The sequence below is a fragment of the Pantoea folii genome, assembly GCF_056678875.1.
The window spans coordinates 80,741-97,390 of the sequence record NZ_JBWXON010000008.1 but is presented as its reverse complement, the minus strand read 5'-3'; the positions used below and the strand labels follow the sequence as shown (position 1 = coordinate 97,390).

Here is a 16,650-nt window from a genome sequence, read left to right as displayed (position 1 = left end):
ATTGCTGTGCACCTTTCTCATCTTGCGCCTCGGCAAAACCTTGATTTCATATACTCTAAATAAAATTTTATCGATGAATTTCTGCTACAAAAAACAGGGATATTGTTCACTGTGGCTTTAATTCAAGATAAAAATTAATTCTCATCGCTAAAGACCGCTCCCTGCGCTGCCGAAAAGGTAAAAAAGTGTAATTGATTTTTTCCTTTAGCCTGCATTTTGCAAGGACAACACACATGCGGAACAACCAGCCTATCACTCAGCGTGAATTCATCTTTGACGATGACGCCACGCTGATGTCGACCACCGACCTCAATAGCCACATTACCTATGCCAACGACGCCTTTATTGAGGTCAGCGGCTTTGAGCCGGAGGAGGTTAACGGTCAACCGCATAACATGGTGCGTCACCCGGATATGCCGCCGGAAGCGTTTGCCGATATGTGGGCTACGCTGAAACAGGGCGAACCCTGGACCGCGCTGGTGAAAAATCGTCGTAAGAACGGTGATCACTATTGGGTGCGAGCCAATGCGATTCCGGTGGTGCGCGAAGGTAAGGTGCAGGGTTACATGTCGGTACGCACCAAACCTTCCGCCGAAGAGATCCGTCAGACCGAAGCGCTGTACCGTGATTTCCGCGAAGGGCGGGCCAAAGGCCGCCGTTTCCATAAAGGGTTGCTGGTCGGCACCGGCTGGCGTCGTCTCGGATCACTGTTAAAAATTATGCCGCTGCGCTGGCGTATTCGCTCTACTTTGCTGGCCGTACTGCCGCTGTCTGTTATCGGCGTCTGGCTGCTGGGGATGTCACCAATGGCGCTGGGCGGCTTTGCCGCAGGCATGGCAGGTTTATTGCTGCTGGCGAGCCTATGGCTGGAGCAGCAGATTTCCCGTCCGATGGAGCGCATCTGCCGCCAGGCATTAAGCGTCGCCACTGGCGCCAGTCATAAGGTGGATCAGTTAGATCGTGTGGATGAAATCGGCATCACGCTGCGTGCCATCGGACAGCTCGGCCTGATGTTCCGCTGGCTGGTGGATGATGTGAGCGGCCAGGCGATCAATGTACTCAGTGCCAGCGGTGCGATAGCGCGCAGCAACGACGAATTGAGCCGTCGCACTGAGCAGGCGGCGGCCAACGTGCAGCAGACCGCCGCCACCATGAATGAAATGACCGCCACGGTGAAAAGCAACACCGATACGGCTAATGAAGTAAACAAGCTGTCAGAAAATACCAGCCACGCCGCGCTGAAAGGCGGTGAAGTGATGCAGGAGATGGTGGGGATGATGGCGGAGATCGCCGACAGCTCGAAACGCATCGCCAATATTACCAGCGTGATTGACGGCATCGCTTTCCAGACCAACATTCTGGCGTTAAACGCCGCGGTGGAAGCGGCGCGTGCCGGTGAGCAGGGCAAAGGGTTTGCGGTGGTCGCGGGCGAGGTGCGCAGCCTGGCGCAGCGTAGCGCCAAAGCCGCCAGTGAAATCAAAACACTGGTGGAGACCAGCGCGGGTCGCGTGCAGTCGGGCAGTAATCACGCTGATGCGGCCGGGCGCACCATGCAGGATATTGTCGACCAGGTGCAAAATGTCACGGCATTGATTGCCCAGATCAGTTCTGCCACGGCGGAACAGTCCATCGCGTTAAGTGAAGTGAGTACTGCAGTGGAAGATCTCGACGATATCACGCACCAGAATGCCGCTCGCGTGGCGGAAAGCGCCGAAGCGTCCGGGCGCATGACGCGTCAGGCGAATCGCCTGGTGGAAGCGATCAGCGTGTTTCGTTAAAGCGTCTCGCGCGCTGCCCTTAATGCGCCGGGTGGTGAGCCGACAATGCGTTTAAACGCCCGGCTAAACGCCGCCAGCGAGCCGTATCCGAGGTGGAAGGCGACGCTTTCCACCGCTTCGCCCTCATTGACGATACGTTCCACCGCCAGCCGCATGCGCAGTTCAGTGAGGTAGCGCAGCGGCGTCATGCCGGTAGCCGTTTGAAAACGGGCGGCAAACACTGAGCGTGAACTGCCCGATTCGCGTGCCAGCCGCTCCACCGTCCAGTTTTCGCCCGGCTCACGATGCATGGCTGCCATCGCCAGGCTAAGACGCGGATCGCGCAGTGCCTGCACTAATCCACTGCCTTTGCCGCAGCCGTTTTCCACCCAGCCGCGCACAATCTGCGCCGCCACCACATCCGCCAGTCGGGACAGAATCCCGGCGAAACCGGCTTTGCGCTCGCGGGTTTCACGCTCCATCGCATCGAGAATCGGCTGGATTTCCGGGTACTGCGCCAGCAAGGTACTCACCAGCATGACATCCGGCATGGTGTGTACCAGCGGCTGCATGCCGCCGAGTTCAAACGCCATGCAGGCGCTAAATAAAATGACATCGCTGTCGTCCGGGCAACCTTCGCTGCTGTCAGCGATGTCACAGACGCTGCCACAGATCGGTTTGCTGTTGAAGGTGCCAATCGGTTCACAAATGGCGTCTTCGCTGGAGATCAACGCGTGCGCTTTGCCGTGCGGGATCAGCATCGCATCGCCTGCCTGCAACGGATAGATCACGCCAGACGCTGAGCGGATCATTAACGATCCACGGCCAACAAAGTGCAATTGTGCCTTGCCCGGCGCGTCATCGTATTGCAAACCAAAAGGGTTATGTAAGGCGATACGCTGATATTTCACGCCGTACAGGCGCATGCCCATCAGCAGTTCACTGGTCAGATCTTCATAGCGGCTCATACGAATCCAGACGAATTATCAAAAAACAAAGTTTTTGTATCATAGATCGTCTTGCGTCATCTCACTATGCTTACAACCTGAATTTTTGTGATGGGGATCGCAAATGAGTCTGGATACTGAAGTAGTCGAAACAAGTATAGCGGTGGATAAACCCGCATGGGGCGCGGTGTTTGCCATGGCGTTTGGCGTGTTCGGCCTGATCACTGCCGAATTTCTGCCGGTGAGCTTGCTGACACCGATTGCCGACTCGCTGCAGGTGAGCGAAGGGCAAGCGGGCCAAACGGTGACCGTGACTGCGCTGGTGGCATTGCTCACCAGTCTGGTGGTCGGCAACCTTACGCGTCGTCTCGATCGTCGTGTCGTGATGCTGGCCTTTACGCTGCTGCTGATTGCCTCGGCGCTGCTGGTGGCCTTTGCAGAAAATCTGCCAATGATCCTGCTGGCGCGCGTGCTGCTCGGCATGGCGATTGGCGGCTTCTGGACGCTTTCCACTGCCATCACTATGCGGCTGGTACCCAGCGATCAGGTGCCAAAGGCGCTGTCGATAGTGTTTAGCGGCATTTCGCTGGCGACCATCATTGCCGCACCGTTGGGCAGTTATCTCGGCGGCATTATTGGCTGGCGTAATATCTTCCTGCTGACCGGTGCATTGGGCGTGCTGGCGCTGTTCTGGCAGTTCTTCACACTGCCTGCGATGCCACCAGAGAATAAAGCGCGCAGCGGCGGCGTGCTGGATCTGCTGCGTAACGGCTTGATGCGCTGGGGCATGCTGGCGGTGATCATGATGTTCACCGGACACTTTGCCTTCTTTACTTATCTGCGTCCGTTCCTGGAAAGCAGCGCGCAGCTCAATATCAATCAGCTGTCGCTGGTGCTGCTGGCGTTTGGCGTGGCGAACTTCTTCGGCACCTCACTGGCGGGTTACCTGGTGACGCGCAGCGTGTCGCTGACGCTGACCGGCATGGCGCTGGTAATGAGTGTGACAGCGGTGGTGCTGGTGAGTTTTGGCAATCTGCCGTGGCTGGTCGGTGCCGGCGTGGCGATGTGGGGCCTGGCATTCGGTTCGATGCCGACCGGCTGGTCAACGTGGATCTCCCGTGCGGTGCCGGATGATGCGGAATCCGGCGGCGGTTTGCTGGTGGCGACCATTCAGTTGGCGATCACCGCAGGTGCTGCGGCCGGTGGCTGGATGTTTGATCTCAACGGCGCGGGCGGTGTGTTCCTCGCCAGCGGCGTGCTGATGCTGCTGGCGGCTATCACTATTTTCACCCGCGTTCGACATCACGGTTAATTGACCTGCGGCACCGGTGTTTAGTCACGCGTAATCACGCAGGCTGGGGCCGCTTTGGGACTGGCGTCCTCGCGCCGCTACGCGGTGCCCTCACGTCATTCGTCTGCCTGACGGAACGGCGGGGGATGGCACGTCCCTGTGCCGCCCCGCCTTCCGCCCGCGTCCTGCGGGCTATCCTGGCAGACTCATTCTGTTCGGCGCTGCGGATTGCCCGTCCCAAAGCGGCCCCAGCCTGCTTCTGAACACTTGTGCGTATTGTTAGCAATCTCTTTGAAATGCCTGCCTCAAGCCATAAACGGTGACAGATTGAAAAGCAGCTGTTTCAGACATAAATCCTGCACCACTCTAAAAAACCAGTTTTTTAACCCTTTGCACACAGGTTAATCCAAATGTGCTTTTTATATTCAAATTAATCGAATAACTACGGCAAATCTCTCTGCTTTTTTGTGATCGAATTCACGCCTACTATTTATCTCAACAAGGCGATGACGCCTTATCCGATAAAAAATCATTGAGGAATTGACCATGAAATCTATCAAAACTTTTGCTGCTGTTATCGCTCTCTCTGCTCTGCCATTCGCCAGCTTCGCGCAAAGCGTCACCGCATGTGCTTCAACGCTGGATGGTGCAGAAGCGCAAATCGCTGCTCAGGCGCACAAAGCTGGTGCTTCCTATAAAGTGACTGAAGCCAATTTCAACAACGGCGTGCACATGACTGCTGAGTTGATCAAATAAGTCTGCGTTAACGATCTGTGCTGACAGGGTGCCTTAGGGCGCCCTGGCGGCGTTGGTAACTGCATAAAATTCTGTTACTTTCCTACCTAAATGATTACTATTCTCAAAAACTAACATCCTTCGTCGGCTCGCCTCGGGCTGTCATTCTGAAATTGGTTGCATTGTCGGGCTTTCACTTCACTGCCATGAGGCGGTGGATTTGCTATGGAGAAGTTATGAAAGCGATTAAAACAACATGGGCGTTGCGTCCATTGCTGCTGGCAACGGCGCTGTTATCTTCCTCTGCGGTACTGGCAGCGGAGTCTCAGCCGCTGAACCAGGTGATTTCCAAAGGTGCTTACGAACTGGCATTCAGCAACAGCGATAACGCGCTGTTCCTCGCCACGGCGCAAAACGCCAGCACCAAAGGCGGCACCGTTTATCGTCTCGATCCGCAGGATCTGTCGGTGAAGCAGACCATCAATACCGATCTGCCGACCTTTGGCGCCGCCATCAACCAGAAAACCAACACGCTGTTCTTTGGCAATACACGCGATGCGGCACTGACCTCGGTGGATGCCAGCAGCGGTAAAGTGCTGAACTCGCTGGTGCTGGATGCACGTCAGCGCAGCGAAACCGTCCGTCCACTGCAGCCGCGTGAAGTGGTTGCGGATGCGGCCACCGACCGCGTGTATGTCACCGGCCTCGGTGAGCAGAGCGTGGTGTGGGTTGTGGATGGCAAAACCCTGAAGCTGGTTAGCACCGTACCGAACACCGGTAAAATGGGTACTGGCCTGGCCATCGATTCTGCGGCACAGAAGTTGTACGTAACCAACGCCGATGGCGAACTGGTGACCATCAATACGCGCCTGAACGCGATTGAAAAACGTCAGAAAATTGATGGCGACAAAGATCACTTCTTCCTGAATATTGCGCTGGATACCCAGGGCCATCGCATTTTCCTGAGCGACTCTAAACAGCCTCAGGTGCTGGTGCTGGATTCCCGCACTCAGCAGGTGATTCATAAGATTGATGTGCCAGAATCGCTGGCGGTGCTGTTCAATGCCGATCGCAACGAGCTGTACGTGACCCATCGCAAAGCGGGTGAAATCAGCATCATCGACGCCAGCTCTTATAAAGTGAAGCGCACGGTGAAAGCACCGGGCCTGCCAAACAGCCTGGCGCTGTCAGCAGACGGTAAAGCGCTGTTTGTTAGCATTAAGCAGCCGGGCACCCGTAAAGAGCCACCAAAAAATCCGGATAGCGTCCTGCGCATCGCGCTGTAAGCGGCAGTTATCTGAAACTCAAGGGCGGCGTGTGCCGCCCTTTGCATTTCCGCACTTTCCTTCCCCGCTCGCCCCGCGATATACGCTACCTTTTACCTCGACAACACCAATGGAGAGGAAGCAATGAGCCAGTTTTTTATGCATGAGAAAAACGATCTGGTGAACGAAGCCATCGAAGGGGTTTTGCTGAGCACGCCCTGGCATAACCTGAGCCGCCTCGATCTCGGTGATGAGATCCGCGTGGTGGTGCGCACAGATTGGGATAAGAGCAAAGTGGCGCTGATCTCCGGCGGCGGATCGGGCCATGAACCGGCGCACGCCGGTTTTGTCGGCAAAGGCATGCTCACGGCGGCGGTGTGCGGCGATATCTTTGCCTCACCGAGCGTCGATGCGGTGCTCAATGCCATCATCAATGTCACGGGCGATGCAGGTTGTCTGCTGATTGTGAAGAACTACACTGGCGACCGGTTGAACTTCGGGCTGGCGGCGGAGAAAGCGAAAAATCTCGGCTACAACGTCGAGTTGGTAATGGTGCAGGACGATATTGCGCTGCCCGAAAATCCTCAACCGCGCGGCATCGCTGGAACCGTGCTGGTGCATAAGATCGCCGGTTTTGCTGCCGAGCAGGGGCAATCGCTGGATGAAGTCAAAGCGCTGGCGCAGCGTGCCATCGACGCCACCTCATCGATTGGGCTGGCGTTTGCTACCTGCCATATCCCGGGCGAAAAGCGTGATGAACGTGTCGAAGCGGGCCACAGCGAGCTGGGCATGGGCATCCACGGCGAACCGGGCGTGGTGACACTGGATACCCAAAATAGTCGAAAAATCAGCAGTATTATGACCGATAAGCTGGCGCAGTCGCTGCCAGACGGCAAACAGGCGCTGCTGTTGATCAACAACCTCGGCGGCTTCTCCCAGCTGGAGCTGGCGGTGTTGACGCGCGAAGTATTGCAATCGCCACTGGCGGCGCGGGTTACCCACCTTATCGGTCCGGCGACCCTGGTCAGTGCCCTGGATATGAAAGGCTTCTCGCTGTCATTGCTGGCGCTGGAGGAACCCTTCCTTGAGGCACTCAATGCGCCGGTGCAGGTGCTGGGCTGGGTGCCGGTCTATGATTTCGCTCCGATCAGTTTGCAGAGCGCGGAAAAAGTCGGCAGCGTGCTGGATTTCGATCCGTCCGACAACGCTGAAGTGGCAAAACACGTTGAGCGCGTGACGCAGACGTTGATCGATCTGGAAAGCGAACTCAATGCGCTGGATGCCAAAGTCGGCGACGGCGATACCGGCTCAACCTTTGCGGCAGGTGCGAAGAAGATTCAGCGCGGCCTGCGTGACAAGCAGTTGCCGCTGGATGAGTTGCCGACCTTAATGGCGCTGATCGGTGAGCAACTGGCGACGGTGATGGGCGGTTCAAGCGGCGTACTGATGTCGATTCTGTTCACCAGCGCCGGGCAAAAACTGGAAGAGGGCAGCGCACTGCCGCAGGCCTTAATGCATGGTCTGGAGCGCATGAAGCACTACGGCGGCGCGCAGCCGGGACATCGTACGTTAGTGGATGCACTGCAACCGGCACTGGAAGCGTTAGTGGCGGGTGAGTCGCTGGCGTCGGCCGCGAAAGCCGCTCAGCAAGGCGCCGATGCCACGGCACAAATGCAGAGCGCCAAAGCGGGCCGTTCGGCCTATCTGAATCAGCAGAGTCTGGATGGGGTGAAAGATCCGGGTGCGTACGCGGTGGAGAAGGTGTTTGCGGTGTTAGCAGCTGATTGATGAGAAGGGTAGCGGCGCGATTTATCGCGCACACCTAGCGATATAACCGCTGACAGATGCGCAATAAATAACGCCGCTACAACAACCTTACTCCGCCGACTCGCGCATCATCTCTTGATGCGGGATATCCGACAGAATCTGCTCGAAACTGCGCAGACGTTTGTAGATCGACATCAGTTCGACCAGTGTTGACCAGGAGGAGATCAGATACTGGAACGATGAGCGCACCTGGTCAAACACATTAGTAATCTGGTTGAGCAAACCGAGTGTGATGGTCCCGGCAACAATCGATGGAAACAGCAGGAACAGCCCAAACACATTATCGACCTGCAGATAGAGAATGCGGGTGATGTTGAAATAGAGATAGTGGAAATAGAGACGGAAATAGTTAAAGCGCACGCGGCTAAACAGCTCATTCACCGTCGGCGGTGACGCGCGATCGGCGTTGTCTTCGCCATACACCAGCTCTTTACGATAGGCCGCTTCCACACGTTGATTGCGGAACTCCAGCCCTGGCAGCTTAATCCCGACGATTGCCAGCAGTCCGGTGCCAAACACCGACCACAGCACCGCCGCAATCACCAACGCATACGGGATATTGCCCAACAGCGGGATATCTTTCACGTGATGTGACAGGGTGATCAACACCGGCAGGAACGCTACCAGCGTCATGATCGCCTGAATAAAACTCACGCCCCAATCTTCCAGCGTGCTGGCAAATCGCATGGTGTCTTCCTGCACACGCTGAGCGGCACCTTCCACATGGCGCAGGCGCTGCCAGTTGTGCATGTAGTAATTGTTCATCGCGGTGCGCCAGCGGAACACCCAGTGGCTGATAAAGAATGAGTTCATCACGCCAATCACCACCGCAATCAATGCGATACCTAAAAAGGCAAGAACCTGCTGGTAAAATTCAGCAATCTGCACCGATCCGGCTTTGGTTAAGGCTTTTTGAATCAAGTCATAGAATGGACCATACCAGGCATTAACCGCTACGCCGACCTGCACACCAAACCAGGTGACAAAGATGATTAATGCTGCGCCCCACACTGACCAGCGCTGCCACGGATGGTTTTCGATCACCTTCCATGCAAGGGCGAAAATCGCTGCGACAATCCAGTAATAGGCATAAAACCACAGTTGGCTCGCATGAATAAAGCGGCTGGCATTGGTTGGCAATGGCTGCTGCATTGCGGCCTGTAGCGCAGGCCAGCGTGCTGGAAAATCATTGAAAAAGCCAAACCAGGCAAAAATCGCAATCAAACTCCAAATCGCGGCCGAGCTGAAAAACAGCGCTGGCCGCGGAAAGTAGGACTTAAACATAGGCACTCCGCTGTTGTGTGTACTCTTTTATACCGCGTCAGACAGTGCTTTGTCTGTTGTGGGTTGTATCTGACGATGACAGCATCCCTGCTGCGATGTAAAGCGACACCATGACTTGTTAAGTATTTTGTGCGCATTTGTTTCGAGAAACTAAATTAATAACAGTTGTGGTGTTACACTATGTGCACTGTTACCGGTAACAGTGACGCTGTATCCCTTAAGCCACAACTAAAAAAACAATACAACGCAACGAGTTAACTTTCATACCGCATTCATGTGGTAATGAGGCAATGTCATGTCAGAACAAAAAAATGGTCACAGTCGCAGGGACTTTCTGCTGAGAACCATCACCCTGGCGCCAGCCATGGCCGTTGGCGGTTCGGCAATGGGCGCGTTAGTGGTGCCGATGGCCGCAGGAGCAGCAGAGCAACCCGTCGCACCTCAACAAGCACGCGCTTATCAGCCAAGCTGGTTTACGGCGGAAGAGTTCGCCTTTATCACCGCGGCAGTGGCGCGCCTGATCCCCAATGATGAACGCGGGCCTGGCGCACTGGAAGCCGGTGTGCCGGAGTTTATCGATCGTCAGATGAACACGCCGTATGCCACCGGCAGCAACTGGTATATGCAGGGGCCGTTCAATCCCGATCTGCCTAAAGAGCTGGGTTATCAGTCTCCGCTGGTGCCGCAGCAGATTTATCGTCTGGGTCTGGCCGATGCCGATGGCTGGAGCAAAAAGCAGCACGGCAAAGTGTTCGCTGAGCTAACCGGCGAACAGCAGGACGCACTGCTGACCACGTTTGAGAGCGGTGAGGCACAGTTCCCGCAGCTCAATAGCAAAACCTTCTTCTCCTTCCTGCTGCAGAACACCCGCGAGGGTTACTTCAGCGATCCGATCCACGGTGGAAATCAGGGCATGGTGGGCTGGAAGCTGATTGGCTTCCCTGGCGCACGTGCCGACTTTATGGATTGGGTGGAGCGCGGTGAACGTTATCCGTTCCCGTCAGTGGATATTCGCGGGGAGAGGGCGTAACCGTGGCAAATGAATTGAAAAAAGTAGACGCGGTGGTGGTGGGTTTCGGCTGGGCCGGAGCCATCATGGCGAAAGAGCTGACCGAAGCCGGTCTGACGGTGGTGGCGCTGGAGCGCGGTCCACATCGTGATACCTATCCTGATGGATCCTATCCGCAGTCGATTGATGAACTGACCTATAACATCCGTAAAAAGCTGTTCCAGGATCTGTCGAAAAGCACCGTGACCATCCGTCACGATGCCTCGCAAACTGCGGTGCCGTATCGTCAGCTGGCGGCGTTTTTGCCGGGCACCGGCACCGGCGGTGCAGGTCTGCACTGGTCAGGCGTGCATTTCCGTGTCGATCCGGTGGAGCTGAACCTGCGCAGCCACTACGAGCAGCGCTACGGCAAAAACTTCATCCCGGAAGGCATGACCATTCAGGATTTCGGCGTCAGCTATGATGAGCTGGAGCCGTTCTTTGATCAGGCTGAGAAAGTATTTGGTACATCCGGCAGCGCCTGGTCGATCAAAGGCCAGCTGCAAGGCAAAGAGAAAGGCGGTAACCCTTACGCGCCGGATCGTTCCAGTGCTTTCCCACTGCCTGCGCAGAAGCGTACTTACTCGGCACAGCTGTTTGCCCAGGCTGCTGAATCAGTGGGTTATCATCCCTATGATATGCCGTCAGCCAACACCTCTGGCCCGTACACCAACACCTATGGTGCGCAGATGGGGCCGTGCAACTTCTGCGGTTACTGCAGCGGATATGCCTGCTACATGTACTCCAAAGCTTCGCCGAACGTGAATATTCTGCCCGCGCTGCGTCAGGAGCCGAAGTTTGAACTGCGTAACAACTCCTACGTGCTGCGCGTCAATCTGACCGATGACAAGAAGCGCGCTACCGGCGTGACCTATCTGGATGGTCAGGGACGTGAAGTGGTGCAGCCAGCGGATCTGGTGATCCTGTCTGCGTTCCAGTTCCACAACGTGCATCTGATGCTGCTGTCAGGCATCGGCAAACCGTACAACCCGATCAGCAACGAAGGTGTGGTGGGCCGTAACTTCGCCTATCAGAACATCTCGACCCTGAAAGCGCTGTTCGACAAAAACACCACCACCAACCCGTTTATTGGTGCGGGCGGTGCGGGCGTGGCAGTGGATGACTTCAACGCAGACAACTTCGACCACGGCCCACATGGTTTTGTTGGCGGCTCCCCGTTCTGGGTGAACCAGGCGGGTACCAAACCGATCTCCGGTTTGCCGACGCCGAAAGGCACGCCAAACTGGGGCAGCCAGTGGAAAGCCGCTGTGGCTGATACCTATAACCATCATATTTCGATGGATGCGCACGGCGCGCACCAGTCGTATCGCGCCAACTATCTCGATCTCGATCCGAACTACAAAGATGTCTATGGCCAGCCGCTGCTGCGCATGACCTTTGACTGGCAGGACAACGACATCAAGATGGCGCAGTTTATGGTCGGTAAGATGCGCAAGATCACCGAAGCGATGAACCCGAAAATGATCATCGGTGGCGCCAAAGGACCAGGCTCTCACTTCGATACCACCGTGTACCAGACCACGCATATGAGCGGCGGTGCGATCATGGGTGAAGATCCGAAAACCAGCGCGGTGAACCGTTATCTGCAGAGCTGGGATGTGCCTAACGTGTTTGTGCCAGGTGCCTCTGCGTTCCCGCAGGGCCTCGGCTATAACCCAACCGGCATGGTGGCGGCGCTGAGCTATTGGTCAGCTAAAGCTATCCGCGAACAGTATCTGAAGAACCCCGGCCCCCTGGTTCAGGCATAAGGAACACGGCGATGATCAAAAGCATTTTGGCCCTGTTTCTGGGCACGATGACGTTCGCCGCAGTGGCGGACGAAGCAGGTTCGGACGCTCTGGTGAAGCGCGGTGAGTATCTGGCACGCGCGGGTGACTGCGTGGCGTGCCACAGCACCGAGGGCGGCAAGCCGTTTGCCGGTGGCTTACCGATGGCGACGCCAATTGGCACCATTTACTCCACTAACATCACCCCGGATAAAACCACCGGTATTGGTGACTACAGCTACGACGATTTCCAGAAAGCGGTGCGTCATGGCGTGGCGAAAAATGGCGAGACGCTCTATCCGGCGATGCCATATCCGTCCTACGCGGTAGTCAGCGATGAAGACATGCAGGCGCTGTATGCCTACTTTATGCATGGCGTACAGCCGGTGGCGCAGGCCAACAAAGACAGCGACATTCCCTGGCCGCTGTCGATGCGCTGGCCGCTCTCCATCTGGCGTGGCATCTTCGCGCCAGACGTGAAAGCGTTCCAGCCCGCCGCGCAGGAAGATCCGGCGCTAGCTCGTGGTCGCTATCTGGTGGAAGGTCTGGGTCACTGCGGTGCCTGCCATACACCGCGTAGCATCACCATGCAGGAAAAAGCGCTGACCAACGGCGAAGGCAATGATTACCTGTCAGGCAGTAGCGCACCGATTGATGGCTGGACCGCCAGCAATCTGCGCGGTGACAACCGTGATGGTTTAGGCCGCTGGAGCGAAGACGATCTGAAGCAGTTCCTGCGCTTTGGCCGCAACGATCACACCGCCGTATTTGGTGGCATGACCGACGTGGTGCAGCACAGCCTGCAATATCTCAACGATGAAGATATCAGCGCGATTGCCAAATATCTGAAGTCGCTGGGCGCGAAGGACGCTAGCCAGACGGTGTTCACGCAGGATGATGCGGTCGCCAAAGCGTTGTGGAAGGGCGATGACAGCCAGCCAGGTGCTTCGGTGTATGTCGATAGCTGTGCGGCCTGTCATAAGACCGACGGCAGCGGTTATCAACGTTTCTACCCGGCACTGCGCGGCAACCCGGTCGTCATGGCGGAGGACCCGACCTCGCTGATACACATCGTATTGGTGGGCGGCACCTTGCCTGGCGTGCAGGGCGCCCCGTCAGCCATCACCATGCCGGCATTCGGTTGGCGTCTGAACGACAACCAGGTGGCGGATGTGGTGAACTTCATTCGCGGCAGCTGGGGTAATGGCGTGAAGTCGTCGGTGACGGCGAAGGATGTGGCGAAGCTACGCAAGGATGAAGCGGTCGAGTCGAAGCAGGGCAGCGCGGACATTAAGGTGCTGGAAGGGCAGTAAAGTGACATAAAGCGGGGCGCAAATTTGCGTACCGCTTTAACCAGATAGGGCCGCCATTTTCATCATTGGCGGCCTTTTTACAAAACGCCAGACCCTAAGCGGCTCCAGACTGCGTTATCACCCATTACTTACTGCTGGATATCAATACACCTTACGTCTTGTTAAATATTCTCCAAATCCAGCCCGCGCGTCTTCGGACCGAAAATCCCCACTGAAAGCATCACCATCAACATGCTCAGTACGATAAAGGCGATCACCCCTTCGCTGCCGGCGTACTGCAAAATAATACCGATCAAAATACTGCTGAATACCGTCGACAGGCGGCTGAAGGAGTAGCAGAAGCCGACTGCGCGAGCGCGAATATGCGTTGGGAAAATCTCTGTCTGATAAGCGTGATAACTGAAGGTCAGCCATGCGTTGCTGTAGGTGATCAGGAAGCCACAGATGATCATCAGCACCGGATTGGTTGCCAGCGCGAACAGCGTGCCGAACACCACGGTCATCAGGGAGGAGAAAACGATCTGCCATTTGTTCTCGAGCTTATCGGCGTAGCGACTGCAAATCAGTGAGCCGAGCGGATAAGCCAGGGTGATAAAGAACGCATACAGCAGGCTGTGGGTCACCGTTGCGCCTTTGCCGGACAGCAGTGCAGGCAGCCAGTTACCGAAGCCGAAGAAGCCAATTGCCTGGAAGAAGTTCATCACGACCAGCATCAGCGTACGCTTGCGGTAAGCCGGTGACCAAATCTCGCTGAAGCGACCTTTTTTTGGCAACGCTGCTGCGGCATCGCTGTCAGAGAAATCTTCGCCCGGCGCAATCCCGCAGCGTTTTTCCATCTCACTCAGCACCTTATGCGCTTCCTGATGACGGCCCTGCTGCGCCAGCCAGCGCGCCGATTCCGGCAGGTTTTTACGAATCAGCCAGATCACCAGCGAGCAAACCGCACCGGCGATCACCACCCAGCGCCAGCCTTCAAGGTTGAGAATAGTTTGCGGTACCAGCCACCATGACATCAGCGCCACGGCAGGCACCGACAGGAACTGGATAAAGAAAGAGTAGGCAAAGGCGCGGCTGCGCAGATGAGCAGGCACCCATTCGGACAGATAGGTATCAATGGTCACCAGCTCAACACCGAGGCCGATACCGACCAGGAAGCGGAACAGGATGATCATTTCAGCGCTCTGCTGGAAGGCCATCAACAGCGAGAACACGCCATACCATGCCAGTGCGCACATAAAGGTCAGACGGCGACCAAAGCGGTCGGCATATGGGGCTAGCAGGCTGGCGCCGACGAACAGGCCGAGGAAAGTGGCAGAAGCAAAGGCAGCCTGGTCAGCAATGCCGAAGACCCCTTCCGAGCCGGTATGAAACACGCCAGCAGCCAGTAGACCAGAACTGATATAGCCGGTTTCAAACAGATCGTAGAGCTCAAAAAAACCGCCCAGCGCCAGCAGCGTAATAAAACGCCATAAGCCTGCGGATGAGGGCAGTGCATCGATGCGCCCGGCTAAGGTGCGGCGATCCGCTGCGATGTGATCGTTCGCCATCCCTGTCGAAGTGATTGTTGTCATTATTGGATAAACCTCGGTGTTTGCAGAACTCGCACGGTTTTATGGGTTTTAAAAATAATTAACCGTTAGCAAGCGAAGGAATAGCAGGATAATCAATTCATCGCGGGTTGCCGAGAGGGGCAACGGTGACATTTTCGCAATCTACGTTGCAGTTCACAGAAGTGTGATCGCCGTCCATGGCGATGCGATTAATGCAGGCTGGGGTAAACGCCCGGTCCAATCGGTAAACCCAGTGCGTACCATGCCAGCAGCAGGATGATCCAGCTGATAAAGAACACCACCGGATACGGGAAGATCAGCACATAATAGGTGCCAAGTTGCGCATCTTTTTGGTATCGCTGCAGGAATCCGAGGAACAGCGGCAGGAACGGTGACATCGGCGCGAGGGGCAATACGGCAGAATCCGCGATACGGAAAATCATCTGCGCGAAGGCCGGATGGAATCCGAGCAGCATAAACATCGGCACGAACACTGGCGCCAGAATCGACCAGATGGCTGAGCCGCTGGCAATAAACATGCACAAGAATGCCGACAGGAACATCAAACCGAGGAACGCGGGCGCGCCACTGATGCCGGCACTTTCCAGCATATCGGTCAGACCGATCGCCATGAATTTGCCCATGTTGCTCCAGTTAAAGAAGGCGACAAACTGCGACAGCGGGAACACCATCACAATAAAGCCCGCCATGCTCTTCATCGGATCCACCAGCAGCTGCGGGATGTCATCGGCCCGACGGATTTGCTTTGTCACGGCGCCGTAAGCAATCGCCACCACAAAGAAGAACAGGATGATGATCGGCACAATGCCCTGAATAAACGGCGAAGGAATGATGCCGCCGGTTTTCGGGTTACGCAGGGGGGCATGTTCTGGCACCACCAGCAGGGCCATCAGGGCGATAAACACCAGCGCGGCAATGCCCGCAGCCCGCAGGCCCCGGTTCTCCAGCGCGGTCAGCGGCGGCAGGCGATCGTTGTTGCCGCCGTTCCACGCAGGAAGACGCGGCTCGACAAACTTATCAGTAAGGATGGCACCGGCAATCGTCAGCACAATCACCGAGCTGGCCATAAAGAACCAGTTATCGATCACACTCACGTGCACGGTATCGCTCACCGCTTTCGCCGCTTCGGTACTGATGCCGGAGAGCAGCACGTCGGTGGTAACGATCAGCAGGTTGGCGGTAAAGCCGGAAGCGACACCCGCGATAGCCGCCAGTAAACCCGCCACCGGATGACGACCCACGGCGAGGAAGATCAGCGCGCCCAGCGGTGGCATCACCACCAGTGCGGCATCCGATGAGATATGGCTGAAGAAGGCGATAAACAGCACCATATAGCTGGCGTAGCGGCGGCTCACGCGTGAGGCCATCTTCACCATCAGCGATTGCAGCAGGCCGACTTTCTCCGCCAGACCCGCACCAATCACCAGCGCCAGAATCGAGCCCAGCGGGGTAAAGCCGCTGAAGTTTTTGATGATGTTAGGCAGAATCCATTGAATCCCGGCCACGCTCAGCAGGTTGTTTACCCGTACCAGTTCGCCATTGGTGGGATTTTTCACTGCCAGATCGAAGTAGCTGATAATCGCGGTGGCGACCATCAATATCACGATCAAATAGACAAACAGTAAGAACGGGTTGGGCACTTTGTTGCCGACCCGCTCAATCCAGCTAAACAGCTTCCCTGGGCTGCGGTTCTCCGTGGTCACTTCCATCGGTTATTCCTCGTCATGTCTGTTGTATTTGCGCCCGTCATACTTCAAGCCGCAGATGCGTTGTCTGCGTGCGGGCACCCCCGTCACTGACTGATGTCAGCTCCTGGAGCTGCCCG

At 56.3% G+C, this 16,650-nt stretch carries 12 protein-coding genes; 8 read left to right on the top strand and 4 right to left on the bottom strand.

Annotation, left to right across the window (positions count from 1 at the left end; genetic code table 11):
• The first annotated feature begins 233 nt into the window (after positions 1 to 233).
• Entirely contained in the window at positions 234 to 1,778 is a 1,545-nt protein-coding gene (locus AC1MDE_RS11485) for a methyl-accepting chemotaxis protein (RefSeq protein WP_058960097.1), read from the top strand.
• Here AC1MDE_RS11485 and AC1MDE_RS11480 read toward each other — a convergent pair.
• Complete coding sequence (locus AC1MDE_RS11480) at positions 1,775 to 2,725, bottom strand: AraC family transcriptional regulator (RefSeq protein ID WP_097118970.1); 951 nt, start codon at positions 2,723 to 2,725, stop codon at positions 1,775 to 1,777. The two genes, AC1MDE_RS11485 and AC1MDE_RS11480, sit on opposite strands and share 4 nt — an antisense overlap.
• A gap of 103 nt (positions 2,726 to 2,828) precedes the next feature.
• Between AC1MDE_RS11480 and AC1MDE_RS11475 the strand changes: the two genes are divergently transcribed.
• The 4 genes from AC1MDE_RS11475 to AC1MDE_RS11460 all read left to right on the top strand — a co-directional run bounded on the left by AC1MDE_RS11475 (position 2,829) and on the right by AC1MDE_RS11460 (position 7,783).
• Positions 2,829 to 4,016 carry an MFS transporter gene (locus AC1MDE_RS11475; protein ID WP_034826855.1) on the top strand — a complete coding sequence of 396 codons (1,188 nt, stop codon included), beginning with the start codon at positions 2,829 to 2,831 and terminating at the stop codon, positions 4,014 to 4,016.
• 525 nt (positions 4,017 to 4,541) lie between these two features.
• On the top strand, positions 4,542 to 4,751 hold the full coding sequence (locus AC1MDE_RS11470; RefSeq protein WP_034826853.1) for a YdgH/BhsA/McbA family protein: 210 nt from the start codon (positions 4,542 to 4,544) through the stop codon (positions 4,749 to 4,751).
• Positions 4,752 to 4,966: 215 nt separating this feature from the next.
• Positions 4,967 to 6,016 carry a 7-bladed beta-propeller protein YncE gene (gene yncE, locus AC1MDE_RS11465; protein WP_160868432.1) on the top strand — a complete coding sequence of 350 codons (1,050 nt, stop codon included), beginning with the start codon at positions 4,967 to 4,969 and terminating at the stop codon, positions 6,014 to 6,016.
• Positions 6,017 to 6,139: 123 nt separating this feature from the next.
• Positions 6,140 to 7,783 (top strand): dihydroxyacetone kinase subunit DhaK, encoded by a 1,644-nt coding sequence (locus AC1MDE_RS11460; protein ID WP_480344563.1) that lies wholly within the window; start codon positions 6,140 to 6,142, stop codon positions 7,781 to 7,783.
• Positions 7,784 to 7,870: 87 nt separating this feature from the next.
• Here AC1MDE_RS11460 and sbmA read toward each other — a convergent pair whose 3' ends face one another.
• Positions 7,871 to 9,106: a peptide antibiotic transporter SbmA gene (gene sbmA / locus AC1MDE_RS11455; protein WP_479397967.1), complete on the bottom strand. Its 1,236-nt coding sequence runs from the start codon at positions 9,104 to 9,106 to the stop codon at positions 7,871 to 7,873.
• A 295-nt stretch (positions 9,107 to 9,401) separates the two neighbouring features.
• On the opposite strand from sbmA, the gene AC1MDE_RS11450 reads away from it, so the two are divergent.
• From AC1MDE_RS11450 to AC1MDE_RS11440, 3 genes are read left to right on the top strand one after another with little or no spacing between them, the layout of a single operon-like run.
• Entirely contained in the window at positions 9,402 to 10,136 is a 735-nt protein-coding gene (locus AC1MDE_RS11450) for a gluconate 2-dehydrogenase subunit 3 family protein (RefSeq protein ID WP_058962216.1), read from the top strand.
• 2 nt (positions 10,137 to 10,138) lie between these two features.
• The gene (locus AC1MDE_RS11445) at positions 10,139 to 11,923 is read left to right on the top strand and encodes a GMC family oxidoreductase (protein WP_058962217.1); all 1,785 of its coding nucleotides are present in this window, start codon (positions 10,139 to 10,141) and stop codon (positions 11,921 to 11,923) included.
• 11 nt (positions 11,924 to 11,934) lie between these two features.
• Positions 11,935 to 13,254: a c-type cytochrome gene (locus AC1MDE_RS11440; RefSeq protein ID WP_058962218.1), complete on the top strand. Its 1,320-nt coding sequence runs from the start codon at positions 11,935 to 11,937 to the stop codon at positions 13,252 to 13,254.
• Positions 13,255 to 13,415: 161 nt separating this feature from the next.
• Here AC1MDE_RS11440 and AC1MDE_RS11435 read toward each other — a convergent pair whose 3' ends face one another.
• Together AC1MDE_RS11435 and abgT are read right to left on the bottom strand one after the other, a co-directional pair.
• Entirely contained in the window at positions 13,416 to 14,825 is a 1,410-nt protein-coding gene (locus tag AC1MDE_RS11435; protein ID WP_480344562.1) for an MFS transporter, read from the bottom strand.
• Between the two features lie 188 nt (positions 14,826 to 15,013).
• Positions 15,014 to 16,534 carry a p-aminobenzoyl-glutamate transporter gene (gene abgT, locus AC1MDE_RS11430; RefSeq protein WP_479414791.1) on the bottom strand — a complete coding sequence of 507 codons (1,521 nt, stop codon included), beginning with the start codon at positions 16,532 to 16,534 and terminating at the stop codon, positions 15,014 to 15,016.
• Between the last annotated feature and the right edge of the window lie 116 nt (positions 16,535 to 16,650).